This window comes from Boseongicola sp. (assembly GCA_014075275.1).
GTDB lineage: Bacteria > Pseudomonadota > Alphaproteobacteria > Rhodobacterales > Rhodobacteraceae.
The window spans coordinates 3,468,279-3,485,631 of the sequence record CP046179.1; the positions used below are offsets into that span (position 1 = coordinate 3,468,279).

17 protein-coding genes and 1 pseudogene are annotated in these 17,353 nt (G+C 51.4%); 13 read left to right on the top strand and 5 right to left on the bottom strand.

Annotated elements, in window-relative coordinates; translation table 11 throughout:
* Nucleotides 1-83 precede the first annotated feature (83 nt).
* Nucleotides 84-647 carry a hypothetical protein gene (locus GKR98_17335; protein ID QMU59785.1) on the bottom strand — a complete coding sequence of 188 codons (564 nt, stop codon included), beginning with the start codon at nt 645-647 and terminating at the stop codon, nt 84-86.
* 428 nt (nt 648-1,075) lie between these two features.
* Entirely contained in the window at nt 1,076-2,926 is a 1,851-nt protein-coding gene (locus tag GKR98_17340; protein QMU59786.1) for an ATP-binding cassette domain-containing protein, read from the bottom strand.
* Between the two features lie 160 nt (nt 2,927-3,086).
* On the opposite strand from GKR98_17340, the gene GKR98_17345 reads away from it, so the two are divergent.
* Nucleotides 3,087-3,509 (top strand): nucleoside-diphosphate kinase, encoded by a 423-nt coding sequence (locus GKR98_17345; protein ID QMU59787.1) that lies wholly within the window; start codon nt 3,087-3,089, stop codon nt 3,507-3,509.
* A 54-nt stretch (nt 3,510-3,563) separates the two neighbouring features.
* Here the strand turns inward: GKR98_17345 and GKR98_17350 are convergent, their stop codons facing one another.
* The gene (locus tag GKR98_17350) at nt 3,564-4,379 is read right to left on the bottom strand and encodes a GNAT family N-acetyltransferase (protein QMU59788.1); all 816 of its coding nucleotides are present in this window, start codon (nt 4,377-4,379) and stop codon (nt 3,564-3,566) included.
* A 3-nt stretch (nt 4,380-4,382) separates the two neighbouring features.
* Nucleotides 4,383-4,730, bottom strand: coding sequence for a competence protein TfoX (locus GKR98_17355; GenBank protein ID QMU59789.1), 348 nt, complete (start codon nt 4,728-4,730; stop codon nt 4,383-4,385).
* Nucleotides 4,731-5,521: 791 nt separating this feature from the next.
* Between GKR98_17355 and GKR98_17360 the strand changes: the two are divergent.
* From GKR98_17360 to GKR98_17415, 12 genes and pseudogenes are all read left to right on the top strand, one after another.
* A pseudogene (locus GKR98_17360) lies at nt 5,522-5,635 on the top strand (Flp family type IVb pilin).
* 191 nt (nt 5,636-5,826) lie between these two features.
* A complete protein-coding gene (locus tag GKR98_17365) occupies nt 5,827-6,015 on the top strand; it encodes a Flp family type IVb pilin (protein ID QMU59790.1) in 189 nt (62 codons plus the stop codon).
* Between the two features lie 13 nt (nt 6,016-6,028).
* Entirely contained in the window at nt 6,029-6,223 is a 195-nt protein-coding gene (locus GKR98_17370; protein ID QMU59791.1) for a Flp family type IVb pilin, read from the top strand.
* 48 nt (nt 6,224-6,271) lie between these two features.
* Nucleotides 6,272-7,105, top strand: coding sequence for a Flp pilus assembly protein CpaB (gene cpaB / locus GKR98_17375; GenBank protein QMU59792.1), 834 nt, complete (start codon nt 6,272-6,274; stop codon nt 7,103-7,105).
* Nucleotides 7,106-7,193: 88 nt separating this feature from the next.
* Entirely contained in the window at nt 7,194-9,119 is a 1,926-nt protein-coding gene (locus tag GKR98_17380) for a hypothetical protein (GenBank protein QMU59793.1), read from the top strand.
* Between the two features lie 4 nt (nt 9,120-9,123).
* Nucleotides 9,124-9,672 carry a hypothetical protein gene (locus GKR98_17385; GenBank protein ID QMU59794.1) on the top strand — a complete coding sequence of 183 codons (549 nt, stop codon included), beginning with the start codon at nt 9,124-9,126 and terminating at the stop codon, nt 9,670-9,672.
* The gene (locus GKR98_17390; GenBank protein ID QMU59795.1) at nt 9,593-10,372 is read left to right on the top strand and encodes a hypothetical protein; all 780 of its coding nucleotides are present in this window, start codon (nt 9,593-9,595) and stop codon (nt 10,370-10,372) included. The genes GKR98_17385 and GKR98_17390 overlap by 80 nt, the downstream gene beginning before the upstream one ends.
* 34 nt (nt 10,373-10,406) lie before the next feature.
* Complete coding sequence (locus tag GKR98_17395; protein ID QMU59796.1) at nt 10,407-11,615, top strand: AAA family ATPase; 1,209 nt, start codon at nt 10,407-10,409, stop codon at nt 11,613-11,615.
* Between the two features lie 12 nt (nt 11,616-11,627).
* Nucleotides 11,628-13,022, top strand: coding sequence for an ATP-binding cassette domain-containing protein (locus GKR98_17400; protein QMU59797.1), 1,395 nt, complete (start codon nt 11,628-11,630; stop codon nt 13,020-13,022).
* A gap of 3 nt (nt 13,023-13,025) precedes the next feature.
* Nucleotides 13,026-14,006, top strand: coding sequence for a hypothetical protein (locus GKR98_17405; protein QMU59798.1), 981 nt, complete (start codon nt 13,026-13,028; stop codon nt 14,004-14,006).
* A 10-nt stretch (nt 14,007-14,016) separates the two neighbouring features.
* Entirely contained in the window at nt 14,017-15,012 is a 996-nt protein-coding gene (locus GKR98_17410; GenBank protein ID QMU59799.1) for a type II secretion system F family protein, read from the top strand.
* A 279-nt stretch (nt 15,013-15,291) separates the two neighbouring features.
* Complete coding sequence (locus GKR98_17415; protein QMU59800.1) at nt 15,292-16,173, top strand: helix-turn-helix transcriptional regulator; 882 nt, start codon at nt 15,292-15,294, stop codon at nt 16,171-16,173.
* Between the two features lie 32 nt (nt 16,174-16,205).
* Here GKR98_17415 and GKR98_17420 read toward each other — a convergent pair whose 3' ends face one another.
* Nucleotides 16,206-17,351, bottom strand: coding sequence for an iron-containing alcohol dehydrogenase (locus GKR98_17420; GenBank protein QMU59801.1), 1,146 nt, complete (start codon nt 17,349-17,351; stop codon nt 16,206-16,208).
* Between the last annotated feature and the right edge of the window lie 2 nt (nt 17,352-17,353).

A 17,353-nucleotide genomic window follows, 5' to 3' on the forward strand; every position in this document is an offset into this window, starting at 1 on the left:
GTCTCTTAGATAGTTACTTTTCGATCATCCAAAAGTGGTTACTCAAAAGCTTGTGAGATCGGCACAGTACAATTTGGTCCTGATCAGTGGCGGACTACGTATGCAATTCGTTCTAGCATTGGGCGCAATTCCCGTTCACTTCCCGCCGCAATAGCAATCGGTTGCGCGCGTCCGCGCAGACGAAGAAACATTTGAGAAGTGGCGTGCCTACGCGTTGAGCGCTTTAAAAAGCAACTGTCGATATTGTTCATTTTGATTGTACGCCGCACCGAAGCAATGTTGCGCGAATTGCGCGTTGCTAAGCGAAACTCCCGGCGCTCACTATCAATTTGGATTTCGTTCTTGAAGCCCCGACCGGCGTGAAGATACGCTGCGACTCCTATGACGAAAAAGCCGGACGACAATGCAAGTTTCGCGGCAATCGTGTTGTTTGCCAGATCGCCACCAAAATACACCCACGGAAGGATCGACGAAAATAGCATGAAGACTGCTAGAACGCGCAAAATAGCTTCAGCATGGTGGCCATCATCCGAGCCCGAAGTCTTTTCGGCTACGATATAGCCCCAGCTGGTCTCGCGCATTTGAAGCGGCGCAGAACGGCGACCGGTCTCTATTTGTCCATAAAAAGCATTGGCATGCACGGTCATCAGGCAATTCTCGCTAAAATGAATTTCATTTTAACTAACTGCCAAATTCTGGCGATACTTTGGCTTTGAAGGGATGTTTTGCAGCCAAATCAATGGTATCGGCTCTTGATTTATGAAAGCTTGATCTCGCCCACTTTGCAATCTGCGTGAATAGCACGGGCTTGGCGTGAAGACTTGAACTCGCGCTCTTCAATGATTTCGCCGCGACCAAAATATGCACGCCTTCCCAATGCGTAAGCGCAGTAGGCAGCCAAAACAAACACAGCGGGGAAAATCAGATTGAGATTCTGGGATAGAGTATCCATGGCTAAACAAGCCTTTCACTAAACAACATACAACATGGCTAAATTCGCAAAAAATTTCGGCGAATTTCGGTCAAAACTGTGGTGAAAATGTGTATTTTGGGCGAGATAGCCCATTTTTGAGTTTCAATGCGGCCTTTGTGCTCGCTCTAACCGCTCAGAAGCTTTCAGCCAAAGGGCTTCAGCACGGCTTAATCCCTCTTCCACTTCAGAGAACTTTTTTTGCCAGTTCTCGGCTTCGCCCTGCCTGTTTGGTTCATACATTGCCGGATCGGCGAGTTTTTTGGACAGCCGTTCATGTATTTGTGTAAGTTTGTTGACCCGATCTTCGGCGGCGGAAACTGCACGCCTAAGGTCAGCGATGTCCACGCGACTGTTCTTCTTTTGGTCTGGTTTTGCTTTCTTTGGCTTAGATGATGGCTGGTCCAGAAGTGAGGCCCGGTATTCTTCGAGGTCTCCGTCGTAGGGCGCAACCCGACCATCTTTGATCAGCCACAAACGATCTGCCACCAGCGAAAGAAGATGCATGTCATGACTGACCAAAACGACAGCACCGGAATATGCGGTCAGTGCTTCAACGAGCGCTTCGCGACTTTCCATGTCCAAATGGTTTGTAGGTTCATCCAAGATAAGTAGATGCGGGGCGTCCAGGGTGGCGAGCAGCAATGACAACCGCGCTTTTTGGCCACCAGACAATCGACCGGCCACGGTCTCTGCTTGCGCTTCGCCAATGCCAAATCCGCCCATGCGCGCTCGAATTTTGCCAGGTGTCGCATCTGGCAGCCGACGACGCAGATGGTCAATCGGGGTCTCATCGACATGAAGCTCATCCAGTTGATGCTGAGCGAAGTATCCGATTTTTAGTTTTCTGGCGCGGGTTAAGTGTCCGTCAATAGGTGGCAGCTTGTCGGATAAAAGTTTCGAAAGTGTCGACTTGCCTTCGCCATTACGCCCAAGCAGTGCAATCCTGTCATCTTGATCAATGCGCAGCGACAGCTTCGAAAGAACTGCATTGCCGTCATAGCCGACCGATACGCGATCCATGGAAATAATAGGCGGCGACAATTCCTCGGGTTGGGGAAATGAGAATCGCTTCAGAGCCGCTTCCTGCGGCGTTGTGATCGGTTGCATCTTGGCGATCATTTTTAGCCGAGACTGAGCTTGAACTGCTTTGGATGCTTTGTAGCGAAACCGATCGACGAAACTTTGCAAATGCGCACGCCGAGCTTCCTGTTTTTTTGCAACTGCTTCTGCGGCGGCCAAACGCGCCGTGCGCGTGGCTGCAAATGTATCGTAGTTTCCCTGGTATAAGGTCAACTTTCGATCTTCCAGGTGAAGAATAGAGCCAACAGCGCGATTCAAAAGCCCACGGTCGTGGCTGATGACAACGACGGTATGGGGGTATTTTGCCAAATAGCTTTCAAGCCAAAGTGCGCCTTCCAAATCCAAGTAATTGGTCGGTTCGTCCAGCAACAAGACGTCCGGTGCGGAAAACAAGACGCCGGCCAATGCCACGCGCATGCGCCAACCTCCGGAAAAGGCAGAGCAGGGCATCGCCTGTTCTTCGGTTGTAAAACCCAAACCTTTCAGAATCGAACTTGCACGGCCTTCGGCTGACCAGGCGTCGATGTCTGCCAATCGGGTTTGAATCTCCGCGATGCGAGTGCCGTCATTCGCCGTTTCACTTTCCTTGAGAAGAGTTGCTCTTTCGGTGTCGGCCTCGAGAACCGTGTCCAACAATGAGACTTCCGATCCCGGAACTTCTTGAGCAACGCCACCAATGCGCGCGCCCTTGGGAATGGAAACGTCGCCGCCTTCAAGTACAAGCTCGCCGCGGATGAGTTTGAATATAGTGGTCTTGCCAGTCCCATTGCGACCGACGAAACCGACTTTGTGCCCAGTCGGAACCACCGCCGACGCATTGTCGATCAATAGTCGGCCTTCAATGGAATAGGATATGTTGTCGATCCGAAGCATGAAGAGCGCATTAACAGAGCTCTTTGGCAGACGAAAGCGCTCTAAGCTTCGAATTCCTGAACTCATCCTTCCCATCGGCTGCGCCCCATGTTAGGCGGACGGCGAAATTCAGAGCAGGGCGCATTGGGTGGTCTGCTGTTCCGTCAAAGAGGCATGTCAAATGGCAACCGAACGCACACTTTCCATTATCAAACCTGACGCGACCAAGCGTAACCTCACAGGCAAAATCAACGCGAAGTTCGAAGAAGCTGGCCTTAGCATCGTCGCACAAAAACGCATTCACCTGACACCTGCGCAGGCAGGAGAGTTTTACAAAGTCCACGCCGAACGTCCTTTCTATGGCGAACTTTGTGAATTCATGGCTTCAGCACCAGTTGTTGCACAGGTTCTGGAAGGCGAAAGCGCAATTGCCAAAAACCGCGAAGTCATGGGCGCAACAAACCCCGCTGATGCCGATGCAGGCACAATTCGTGCAGAATTCGCTGAGTCAGTTGGAGAAAACTCGGTGCATGGTTCGGATGCACCAGAGACGGCTGCAGTCGAAATTGCGTATTTCTTCTCGGGTCTAGAGCTTGTCGGCTAAAATCGCCGATTTAAATATCGCTTGATTATAGGTCGCGCGTTAGTGCGGCCTTTTTTATCCCAGTTCCAATGTGGCCACCGCATGGATCAATTGGTTTGGCGCAGGTGGCTTCCCCTTATACATGCGCGCTGTCGCAAACGTTACATTCATGCCTAAGATGGCACAGTATTCCGCCAATTCCTGCTGTTCCTGGGGCACGTCAATAATGCAGTCTTCCCCCGGAAATATCGCCGCTGCGGCATGAAGCAAATCAATTGCAATCTTGCGGGTGGTTGCGGTCAGCGGTCCGATCTTCACTCCGCTTTGGCATTTGCGCACAGTTACAAAGCCATCTCGATCAGCAGATACCAAAGTAGATCTGGTTTCTTTTTGTTCGATCCAGGTGTTCAAAAATTCTTGCCGGTCTACGCCTGTTGCACTGCTGTCCAAATCATGAACCCAGGTATCCAATTTGCTGAATGCCCTAATTGCGTTTTGACCGCGGCCTTCAATGAGACCTTCATACCTTTGAGTTGTCCCCGATAGTTCAAATCCCGATTTACGATAATTGCCTTGTTGTTCGGCAACGCCATCCAAGCCAACGGTTCGATTGCCTGCATGCATCAGTCCGTGCTGCCAAAGCTCGAAACCAATTCCTCGACCGCGAAATTCCGGCGTGCATATATATAGTCCAAGAAACGCAAACCTGTCCGAGTGATTGACTATGGAGATACTTGCAACTGGTTGGTCGTCTTCGACGGCCACGAAAAACCCTCCTGGGTCGGCGGAGTAGAATGCTGCGACATCTTCAAGTCCCGGATTCCAGCCTTCTGCCTTCGCCCAGTCCAAAACCAACGCCAGTTCGGAAAGTGATGCGCTGCGGAAATCCATCGCTTACTCGCTAATTTGAACGCCGAGCTTATCAAGCTCGACCGCGAGAGATTGTGGAAGTTTCCCAATTGCAGGAGGGGCAGGGCGGCATTGCTCTTTGATCTGATCGAACTTCACGCGAAGGTTTATCTTTTCCTTGCCTTGGCAATCGTTCCACGGACGCCCCTGTAGCCCCATTACTAATGCATAATACCCAATGAAGTGTGGGCGTGTCCCATGCGCCAGTAATTTGGCGTAAGCCGCATCCGCACCCAAATCACGGAGGTCATCAGCGCTTGCAATGCCAGCCCGGGCGAATGCAGCGTCAGATGCTGGGCCTAAGTTACGGATGGTCGAGACGGGCTGTGACATCCTCGAAGGCTACTTGGGGCATCGGTAAGTTGAAAGACTAGATGTCAGCCCAATCACGGAATGTGAAGTCGGTATCATCCTCTTTCTTTTCTGATTTGGATTTGCGCAGCTCCTCTTCTTTTGAAGGCGGCTGCGAAATTTCTTTTGGGTCTTCTTCGTCTTTGAACATTGGACTGGTCCACTATGGAGCCCCCGAGCGCCGTTCTTTCGACCGGCTGATTAGAAGGCTCGCCTATGGATGCGTTCAGATTGAGGGGGAATTGTGGTTTGAGCGTGAAACCAAATGTGGCCGGAATGTGGCGGGAAGGTGGCGGCGGTTTCTTGCCAGTTGCCGCATCCCCTAGGGTGGTTTTTTGCGCCGTTTGATAGAGGAGGCGGCGAGAATTGACGCTGCCTTACTAAAATATAGACCAATTAGGCCAAGATTCGGGTGAGTAATGTGAGGAATACCTTACATAAATTTCCAATTTCGACACAGTTATTGGATTGGGGGATGATTGAATGTGTTTCGCCAACAGTAGAATCCCTCGGACATCCGATTCGGAGGCTATCGGCGGATATTTGCCACCAATCGCTGCCTCATTTGGGCAGTCATGGAGCGGATTTAGCCACATTCCCGTCAACTTTTGTAGTTTTTACAACCTATGGGTGCATATTTCATCTAAACGGACGATGAACGGGAATTAACAGAACCTTAAAGTCATCTTCGGGCCGGGGGGACAAGTCGCCGGTTCACTAGTAACGCCGCATCCCCGCGGCATAGTTCCAAAGCGTGTGTAAGGAGAACTAATATGCGCAATCTTTTCAAAAATTTTCGTAAAAGCGAATCCGGTGCGACTCTCGTCGAATACGGTGTTGCACTGATCGTTGCTATTCTGGTCGGCGGCACATTCGTGACAGCACTGGCAAAAGGCACAGCCGCCAACATGGATGGTGCATGTGTCTCGTTGACCGTGAGCGGTGGCTCTGACGGTACTATGTGTCCCGGCTAACGGCTGAGATTTAGCGTTGCGCCGCCCGTTGAACTGGGCGGCGCAGCCCACAACTTGGCAAAACGCCAATCAGTATGTGATTTAATCCAAGGTGGTAATGAGTTATGTGTGTAAATATTTTGGGTCCAATTGTTCAGAAGTTCGCAAAGTCAGAAAATGGCGCAACCCTGATCGAATATGGTGTCGCATTGATTATTGCAATTGCCGTGGGTGGCGGTGGATTGTCAGTTTTGGCGGCGTCGACTGGCGTCAACATGGCCTCTGCTGAACAAGCCCTAATCATTCAGGAATGATTGGAAGATTGAAATGAAACAGCAGTTTATCGAACAGACGGCCGCACTTCGAATCGGCTTCCAGAAATTTGCCCGCGACGTTAGCGGAGCAACTTTGGTGGAATACGGTGTTGCGCTGCTAGTCGTCATCATCGTTGGTGGCGCCACAATCGCTGCACTTGGCGGTGAAGTCGGCAATCAAATACAAGCGACTACGGACGCTTTTTGAGTTTAGAAATTTGCCGGTTCGGCCGGCCCTTGGTTTAGGAGTATCGATATGCGAGTCCGTTCCCTCATAATCACTATGGCCGGCATGGCGATAGCCGGGGCATCGGTTTATGCCTCAAGAGAATTACTACAAGTTCAACCAGCAACGGCTTCTATTGACCCTAGCGCGCCAGCGTTGGTCAGTGTTGTTGTCGCAGGACAAGACATTCCATTCGGGACAACGATTGAAGGTCACAAGCTGACAACAATCATGTGGCCCGCCGAAGCGGTTCCGCCAGGAACGTTTTCTGGCTACGACGTTTTGCTGCCGACTGAAGGCAACGATCCTCGTCGCGCGAAACGCGGCATGGCGCAGGGCGAGCTGGTCCTGGCAAACAAAGTTTCAGAATTTGGCGAAAAAATTACAATCGTTCAGACGCTTGGAAAGAATACACGCGCCATGGCGATCCGTGTGAACGCACAAACCGCTGTTGGCGGATTTGTGACGCCAGGTGACACGGTTGACGTTGTTTTGACCCAAGGTGGTGGCTCTAGTTTGCGCGCCATAACAATCCTTCAGAATATTCGTATTCTTGGTGTCGACCAGCAGGCTGATGAACTGAACGAACAAGCGAACGTTGCTAAAACGGTAACCGTCGAGGTAACGCCGGAGCAAGGACAGAAACTTGCCCTTGCTCAGCAAGCGGGACGTCTAAGCCTGTCGCTTCGCACTTTGGACGCTGTTGTTGATGAGCCGTTGGACTCAATCCGTCTGTCTGACATCATTCGTGACAAGTCGCCCACCGAAGAAGGGCCAAAGTTGACGGTGAAAGTTCGCCGCGGTGCCACCAGTCTTTCCGAAGTGGAAGTTGCTGATACCAACAAAGACGACATCGTGAATTGACACAGAATTGGCGCTGTCCGGCACCTGCTCGCCCGGTCAGCGCCAAATTTTAAACGCATGAATAGTATAGGCCGGGGGGCAATTGGGAATGTTGGTTCGAGTGATCAAGATGGAAAAAGCAAAATTCTCCCGGGACGAAGATGGGGCGCTGCTGGTTTTCTTTGCCATGTGCGTTGCTGCAGTTTTCTTAATTGCAGCCTTGTCATTCGACCTTGGCCGTCGCGCTTCGACGCAAACTGAACTTCAGTCGTTTGCTGACAATGTCGCATTGGCAGCGGCCGGTGAGCTGAATGGCTTTGACGGTGCAATAGCGCGCTCGACCAAAGCTGCGAACGAGCTGATCGCTGACAAGTTTACGTTCGGCGAGGGCGACACGACGTTGTCGGGCCCAGCGGATTTTACACTGATATTCTATGAGACATTGCCAGACGACGAAACCCAGTGGGCAACTGCGTTGGATCAAGTCCCGGCGAATGATGCGCGTGCGCGCTTCGTTCGCGTTCAGGTCACTCCGGTAGAAGTTCCCTGGGTTTTTGCACGTATCCTCTCGATTTTCTCCTCTGATCCTTTGCCAAGTGAAAATGTCGCTGCCGAGGCAACTGGCGGATACACCAGTCTGGCTTGCGACATTGCGCCGGTTTTCTTCTGCCTGCCGGACGGCACCGCAGATGACGGAACAACTTCGGATGGTGGCTTTAATGATTGGGACCCGGCAAATCACATCGGTGACCAGGTTCTTCTGCGCACCGGTCAGGGTGGTAATTCGTTCTGGGATTCGGGAAATTTCGGGTGGTTGGACGTTCGCGAGAATATACCCGAAGACAGCATTGTCGCAGAATATGGCGCCTGCGCTGGCCTAACCGGTTCGCCTTTGCTGACCTGCCTGATTGCCGCCGAGAACGGCGTGACGACTTGCTTTGAGAATGGTCTGCTTACCACTTTGCCGGGCCAAAAGCAGGGCATCGAAAGCGCTGTGTTCAACACGCGGTTCGATATGTTTAACGCGACTGTCTCGCAATATGCTTCTAACTCAACATTCCAGCCTGCTCCTTTGATCAAGCGTGGTTTTGTGGATTCCAGTGGCGACGCTTGCCTTAGAAACAGCGTGCTAGACGTGGACACGATGCCGTTCCCACAGGATGATTGCTTTGACTCGGGTTTTGGCGGCAGTACTGCTGGATGCGACCTGTATGACGATGGTCGCACACGGTATGGCGACGGCGATTGGTCTGTTGGCCGAAATCACTACGTCGAAGCAAACTTTTCCATTGATGGTGAATCTTATGGCTCATTCAGCGTAGATGATCCTCTAACTACCGAAATAACCGAGCCGACCGAGATTATCACGACTGGTGCGGCGGCTGGCTATCATGTTGATGATCCATTTCGTCCCCGGACGATCTCTGGTGACAATGACATCGTCCTTTATAATAAGCCAACTGTCGTCGGTCCGGGAACTGTTCCGGCAGCGACAAGGTTTGAATACTACGTTGCCGAAGTTATCGTAACCTATTGGTCCGAATTGGACGGATATGTGCCAGGCGACACGCCTAAGGCGGCATTCGAAAGCTATCTCTCGTCGCCAGACGGTTTCTTCCCTGATGGATTCACTGTCAACATCCCGGAAGATGCCGGCGGTGATCCAATAAGCATGATGCCTTCGTTGGAATTCGACGACGGTTCGAAGGTCGCACGCGTGGAAGATGGATTCCCTCAGTGTGCGCCTAACGCCGACCCACCAGGTGGTTTTTCGATCGACCCTCGTCGTCGCACGGTCGTCGCGGCTGTTGTCGATTGCAGTGAAGATGGCGTTAACGGTGGCATTACAGGTAAGGACAAGGAAGTTAAGGCAAAATACTTCATTGAATCCTTCATAACGCGTCCAGTTAAGGGCGATCCGACCGATAAGAAAAAGTTTGATATGTGGATCGAGGTGATTGGTCCGGCATTGAACACCGGCGACGATGTCATCGAAACCGGTAGGTTCCAAAATCTAATCCAATTGTATCGGTGACGTCATGAGTATTTGGAACATCACATCTAAGACACGGCGGTTTGCGCGCAAGGAAGACGGCGTCGCACTGGTTGAGTTTGCAATCTTTCTTCCGCTGTTCCTTTTGGCATTCGCGGTGATTGTAGAGTTCGCGCGGATATTCTTTTCGTATCAAGCTGCAGTAGTGGGGGTGCGAGACGCAGCCAGATACCTAGCTCGTACCACGCAATCAAACATCTGTTTCAATCAAACAAGCGATGATTCAATGCCTCTGTTGTCCGTAACGGGTGTCGGAACAAATGCGTCGCCGGATCAGACTTACCAGATCGTCAAAGGCACAATGATCAACGAAGAAGGATTTCTTCCGACAAAGGTATTCCTGATTAGCACGTCTTCGACCTATTTTTGCCGTGGGGTAGAAGGCGACTACCGACAAGATCGGGTGCCTGTCGCCGAAGTCGAAACCATCGTAGACGTGCAGTTGCCGCTGGGAAATGTCTTCAATCTTAATGGCATTACAATTCCGACCATTCGCGCGACTATCCGTGATCAATCCAGAATTTTTGGAGTTTGATGACATGAAGCTGGTGAGTTCAAAAATTCTTGGCAGTGTCCGGGCCTTCAAAAAGGCAGAGGACGGCACAACTATGGTGGAATTTGCGATCTGCATCGCGTTATTCCTTTTGATCTTGTTTGCCGTTTTGGATTTTGGCCGCTTGGGTTATAATTGGGTTGTGACTGAGAAGGCCATGCAACAGGCGGTTCGCATCGCTGCTGTGCGCACGCCTGTTTGCACTGGTGTTCCAACCTACCATCGCGCGCCTCCTGGCACGACAACTGGCGTAACCGCGGGCGATCTTTGCCGCTCTGGTCCCAATGTTTGCGAGTCAACGCTGCCTGCAACGTGTCTGCTCTCTGAGCCTGAACCTGAAAACCTATTGGCAGCAGCAACTGCAACCGAAATATGGACGCAAATACAGGCACTTATGCCAAATGATGCGACTACTAGTAACGTGTTCCTGTCTTATGAATACGATTCTCAACTAGGCTTCCTTGGCGGACCATATGTACCAAAGATTACCGTCAGGCTGGTTGGAAATGCTGCTGCTGGTGGCACAGGTTATGATGAATTCCAGTTCACATTTATCACGCCATTGTCCGCGCTTGCCGCGAACGCCAGTGGCGAAACGAACAACATTCCTGGGAGCATTCCGTTCCCAGCAATTTCGGTCACTTTGCCGGCAGAAGAAATGAATATCGGGGTGCGCGGATAATGCGCGTGGGGCAACTAAGACAGGTAGAATTGATATGAGCACAAGTTCTGTACTTCTCATTTCAGCAGATGAAGAGATTTCCAGCTCGGTGACGGCCGCACTTGATACCTTGGAGTCCGCGCGCGTTAGCCGTGAAGAATCAAGCGTGTCGCAGTTAAACGGCGCGGCCGTGAAAATGGCGGCGGACCACGATGTAGTGATTTTTGCGACCGATCCTTCCAATGCTGCTGATCTTAGTGCCATTGAGGTTCTAACAGACCAGCGCGGCCATGGTACAATCTATCTGGCACTGACCGACGGTGACCTGCCATTGACAAAAGCGCGAGCGCTGAGCCGGGCAGGGGTGGACGATGTTTTGCCCTATCCGATGTCTCAGGATGAGTTGGCCGAGCAAATCGGCACTTGGATTGAGAAGAAGCGCGCTGAAGTTATCGAAAGCTACTCCGGGGCCGGTGCAGCCAACGGACGCCTAATCGCTGTTCAGCAAGCTCGGGGTGGAATTGGTGCTACAACCATTGCTGTGAACCTTGCAGATCAGCTCTTGGATCGCAAGGGCGCGTTCAAGAAAGAAGCGGCCAATAAAGTAATCGTTGTGGATTTTGATCTTCAGTTTGGAACTGTTGGTGATTTTCTGGACATCGAACAGCAGGAAGGACTGATGCAGCTTGCTGCGGAAGCATTCATTCCTGATGCTATGTGGATTGAACAGTCTATCACAACGCTGCCTTCTGGTCTTTCTGTATTGGCTGCCCCTTCTAGATTTGTTCCACTTGAGGCAATGCAGCCCGCACAGATCGAAGGTCTTATTAAGACGTTGAAGACTATGTATGATTATGTGGTAGTTGATCTTCCTCGTGCGCTTGTGTCCTGGATTGAACCCATTTTAGGTGAATGCGATCAATTGATGATCGTAACGGACATGTCAGTCCCAGCAGTGCGGGCTACGCGCCGTTTGATGGAGTTCGTTCTCGCGGACAACGCACAGTTGCCAATCGAGATCGTCATTAATCACGAAAAGAAACCAATGTTACTCCGCAATCATCACAAGGAAGCAGCGAAAGCATTGGACGTGAAGTTCAACCACTGGATTGCACATGATCCCAAGGCAGCTCGCGAAGCTGTGGATTATGGAAAGCCGATTTCGGAAGTGTCGGGTCGTTCGGACATTGCCAAGGGAATTGCGGCCCTGGCGAAGGCGACAATTGTAGCATTGCCGAAAAACAGCACAGAAGTAAGAGTTTAAGGAGAGTCCCTCATGTTTAAACAGTTCGGAAAAAGCGACAAACCTGCGGCCGAAGGCACAACCAATGTTGTCGGCATGGAAGCGGCAACGGCCGTGACGTCAAATGCGCTTCGCTCTCTAACAAAGACTGACAAAGAGTTTTCAGATCGTCTTGATCTGAAAAGCCGTCTTCACGAAGCTCTCCTGGAGCGTCTCAATCTTAGCGTGATCGACAAGGTTGCTACGGACGAATTGCGCCGTGAGGTTGCCAGTCTGGTCCAGACAGTATTGGCCGAAGAAAAGCGGCCAATGCGGACCGAGGACTTCAAGCAAATTGTCGATGAGTTGATGGACGAAGTCCTCGGTTACGGTCCTTTGGAGCCGCTTCTGGCGGACCCGACGATCAACGATATTCTCGTCAATTCGCATAGCCAGGTTTACATCGAACGATTTGGCGTTCTGGAGCCAACAAGCGTTCGTTTTAGAGATGAACGCCACCTGCTGCGTATCATCGACAAAATCGTGTCGTCGATTGGTCGTCGCGTTGATGAAAGTCAGCCATGGGTTGATGCACGATTGCCGGACGGCAGCCGGGTGAATGCTATTATTCGCCCTTGTGCAATTGATGGACCTTCGCTTTCAATTCGGAAATTTTCCAAAAAGCCCATTCTTTTGGACAAAATGGTTGAGTTGAATTCGATTTCAGAACCTGCGGCTGCTCTGCTGCGGGCGTTGGTTGAAGCACGGATGAACATTCTGATTTCCGGCGGAACTGGTTCGGGTAAGACAACATTGCTGAACGCAATGTCACGCTCGATCAATGAATCTGAGCGCATCGTCACGATCGAAGATGCTGCGGAACTTCAACTTCAGCAGGATCACGTGGTGCGGTTGGAAACACGCCCACCGAGCCCAAACGGCACCGGCGCCATCTACCAGCGCGATCTGGTCAAGAACGCTCTGCGTATGCGTCCTGATCGCATTATCGTTGGCGAGGTGCGCGGCGCGGAAACATTTGACATGTTGCAGGCTATGAATACCGGTCACGATGGGTCAATGACGACTGTTCACGCCAATACGGCGCGAGATGCTCTAAGTCGAGTTGAGCAGATGGTTTCCATGCTTGGACTTGATTTGCCACTTTCGGCCATCCGCTCGCAGCTTGCATCTGGTATTAATGTCGTCGTGCAATTGAACCGTCTTGCTGATGGCAATCGGAAAGTCATGAGCGTGGGCGAGATTACCGGCATGGAAGGCGAGACCATCACCATGCAAGACATCTTTGTGTTTCGCAAAACTGGCAAGGGCGAGAACGGCGAAGTACAGGGTGAATTCACCGCCACCAGCATGCGTCCGAAATGCGCGGAGCAACTTCTGGCGGCTGGCGTGGATCTTGGTCAGACGAACTTTCTTGCTCGGGGGGCCTAACTGATGGAACAGATTAGAGAACTCATTCTTCAGGTCGACCTCCAGTTTGTGATTTACCTGGGGGCATTTCTGGGTGGCTTGTTGCTGTTGGAAGGCCTGCGACAGTTCTTTTCAAAAAGCTCAGGTGCTAAGGAAGCAAAAAGTAAACGCATGCAGTTGATTGCAAAAGGCGCAACGACTGAGCAGATACTGAAAATTCTGAAGCCTACCGAGAAGAAGAGCTTTGTCGAACGGCTGCCGTTGATCGGCGACCTTCCGATTGTTCTTAGGCAGGCCGGTATCACAATGGCGCCTGGCGCCTTCTTGATGACTTGTATCGCCGCAGCGATCGCGATTTTCGTCGTAAGCGCACGGTTCATGAGTATTTTGAATGCCGCTGTCTTAGGGTTTGTGGTTGGGCTTTTCCTGCCAATATTGCAAGTGCGTATGAAGCGTAATGAGCGCCTTAGTGCTTTGGTTCATCAGATGCCTGATGCATTGGACCTTATGGCACGTGTTTTGATGGTGGGGCACCCGCTGAACACGTCTTTGAATGCTGTGGCGAACGAAATGCCTGATCCGGTTGGGTCCGAGTTTGGTATTGTCGTGGACCAGGTGGCCTTTGGTGAAGAACTGGTTGAAGCATTCCGTGATTTTGCGCAGCGTATCGATCAAGAAGATGTCCACTATCTTGCGACGGCCATAGCTATTCAGCACGGAACGGGTGGCGATTTGGCGAGAGTTCTCAAAGTGCTTTCGCGGACCATTCGAGACCGTCTGAACATGCGTAAGAGGATCAAAGCATTGTCTGCCGAAGGACGGCTGACAGCAGCTTTCCTAAGTTTCATTCCTGTTCTGATCTTCGTCGCTATGCAAATCATGACGCCAAGCTATTATGGCTCAATTGCAAATGAGCCCGAGGCTGTGCCTCTTGGCATTGCCATTATTACCCTTGTCATACTGAATGCCTTGGCAATGCGTAAACTAGTAAACTTCCGGTTCTGAGGAGGCCAAGATGTTTGAACAAATTACAGCCTTTTTCGGAAATGTTGGTTCCTCTGGTGGACTAATCATTCTTGGGATCTTCATTGGATCGATCCTGATTGTGTATGGGTTCTTTGGCGGTTTGGTTTCGGCCGACCCTGTCGGCCGGCGCTATCACGCTGGCCGCCCTGTCAAACGCCGTACAAGTTTCGAAGCGGGAATTTTGAACAACGCTGACGTTGACCCAAAAGGCTTCATGAAAGCGTTGATGCCGCAAAGTCGTGAGAAGCGGACTCAGGTGCGTCGCCAGCTCATGAACGCGGGTATTATTGGCCAGAATGCAGTGGCCAAATACTACATGATAAGGATCATCCTCGCAGCTTTGCTGCCAGGATCGTATTTGTTGCTACTGGCCTTACGTCAGAACACGTTCATTCCGCTGCCAGATGCAATCGACGGTTTCCTGGATGGACAAAGCCGACTGATCACTTACTATATTTCGTCGTCGCTACTGATCATCGGTTTTTTTGGCCCTGCGCTGTGGCTACGTTCTAAAGTCGACATGCGTCAGATGGAAATTTTGGAAACCTTTTCTAACGCATTGGATCTGATGCAGGTATCAGTTGAGTCCGGATTGGGATTTGACGCAGCAATGACACGCGTTTCCAATGAGATGGACATCTCTGCGCCCGCAATATCTCAGGAATTTCGGCTTGTTCAGCTTGAAGTTTCTGCTGGTGGTGATCGCGAGAAAGCTCTGTTGGATATGGCTGCCCGTGGCAATGTGGACGAAGTTGCGTCGTTTGCGAGCGTGGTTTTGCAATCGATCCAGTTCGGCACAAGCATCTCTGATGCTCTGACCACCTACGCAAGTGAGATGCGGATTACACGCGAGTTAAAAGCGCAGGAAATGGCGAACAAAATGCCTGTCAAAATGTCAGGCATTATGGCGTCATTGATGTTGCCGGCGTTGTTCCTGCTCATCCTGGGACCGATTGCAATTCGCTGGATGAATACATTCAACTGAGGTCGGTTTCTGGCCCAACTGACTGGCGGGCTTTACATCTAAATAAAATGACAATCCGGCCCAAATGGCCGGATTGTTTCCGTTGTGGCGGATTATCTGCAATCTCTGGGTGTTATTTTCATCCAAATGGAGGATTTCTTGACAATTCTCGACAATGCTAGTCATTTGAAGTGTGGGTGGACGAATGTCCCAATAATAAATGGCGGTTTTTCTGGGCACTGGGCGGTGCGGATTTCGAATTACGGACTCCGTTGTGTGTGATTATTAGGAGTGTTCGTATTGTACAGTGAACGAATTGCAAGGGACCAGAACTCGGGTTCCGGATTGGGGCAGGACCTCAAAATACTGGATGGCATTGCCAGTTGGTGTGGCGCTTTGCACGGATCAATGCCTCTTGATGAAGCTCTAGCTGCGCTAGGTAATGCAATTTCTGCAGAGGCAGCTGTAGTATCTCGTGATTCCAGAAATGAAGGGCGTAGCCGCGTCGTTGCGCAGTTTGATGTTCGTGATGGTGACCGCATGGTCGACCAAATCAAACGCGCTTATGCGTCTGAGGTTTTGGGCGGCTATTTCAATAAAATTCAGGCAGGTGCTGTCTGGTTTCTGAGCGACCATCTGGCGGATCCCGACTTTGTTCCGTCAGAAAATCTCAATAACTGGCGCGCAAACCGCGCTGTGTCAGATGTGGCCATCGTGGCCCTTGAGACCACGGGTATACAGTTTGACTATCTTGAATTCCATTTCTCACGAGATCTCAGTCATTCTGACAAAACCGAAGCAGAACGCGTATTTCCAACACTTGTACGCGCCTGGGCCGGGCGGAAGACCGGCTTGGTCACGCAGTCCCAAATGGATGAGCGCATGATCCAGGCACGGATTCGTGCTACATCGTCCCGGATTGGCGTTGAAGAAGATATTCTGGGAGTTTCAAATCCTGCTAAGTTGAGCCGCGCAGAATTCCGTGTATGCCTGTTGTTGTCGCGTGGTTTGGCCGTGAAAGCCGTGACCGAAGAATTGGGCTTGTCGGAGGCAACAGTTCGAAGCCATTTGCGTTCGATTTATGCCAAGACAGCCACCAAAGGACTGGCGGAACTGGTTTACCGCATTCTTTCCAACACTGGTGACAAAGTCGGTATAGGTCGCAGATCCCAACGGTCCTGACGTTGTCTGGACAAACAGTGGCATTCTGGCGGCTAGACGATTTCTAGTAACAACTTCCGGGTATTTTCGGGTGTCATTTGGACGGGGTTTCCACCTGTACTGGGGTCGGAAATCGCGCCAGCAACGATGCGCTCGATGTCTGGGTTCTCAATTCCCAGCCCGGCCAAATTCATTGGAATGCCGAGCGAGGCATTAAAATCGTCAACAAATCGGCAAAACCCCTCATAGCCACCTTCGATGCCAAGATAGTCCGCGGCATTGGCAAGGATGCCTTCAATTACGGATCGGTTGAACCGAAGGACCGCAGGCATGCAGACGGCGTTCGTTGTGCCGTGGTGGGTGTGATAAATCGCGCCAATGGGATGTGACAAGGCATGAATTGCACCCAATCCCTTTTGGAAAGCTGTAGCTCCCATCGTGGCTGCCGACATCATGTGCGCGCGGGCTTCGATGTCGGTGCCGTCGTTATAGGCGCGAGGCAGAAACTCTTTCACCAACCGCATGCCCTCTAAAGCCATGCCTTGGGACATTGGATGATAGTGCGGCGAACAATACGCTTCAACACAATGCGCGAAGGCATCAAGGCCGGTGCCGGCCGTTATGAAATTTGGCATCCCGATAGTCAGCTCTGGATCGCAGATGATAATTGACGGAAGAAACTTCGGATGGAAGATAATCTTCTTTTCTGCAGTTTCCGAATTTGTAATGACGGATGCTCGCCCGACCTCGGATCCAGTGCCCGCTGTTGTCGGCACGGCTACGATTGGTGCGATGGCATCCGGATCCGCGCGTGTCCACCAATCGCCGACATCTTCGAAATCCCAAAGTGGTCGGGTTTGGCCGGCCCAGAATGCCACAAGTTTCCCTAGGTCCAACCCAGAGCCGCCGCCAAACGCGATAACGCCATCGTGGCCACCATCCTTAAACGCTTGAACACCGGCTAGGGCATTTTTTTCGTTTGGATTTGGGTCGACGTCCGAGAATATTGCGCGTCCTAGTCCCGCTGAATCCAGCAGGTCCAATGTCCGTTTGGTAACTGGCAACTCGGCTAGGCCACGATCAGTGATCAGCAACGGTCTTTTTATTCCGGCGGCGACACAAGCTTCGCCGATTTCGGTTATCCGCCCCGCACCAAAACGGATTGCCGTTGGGTACGACCAATTCGCGGTCAATGTCATGG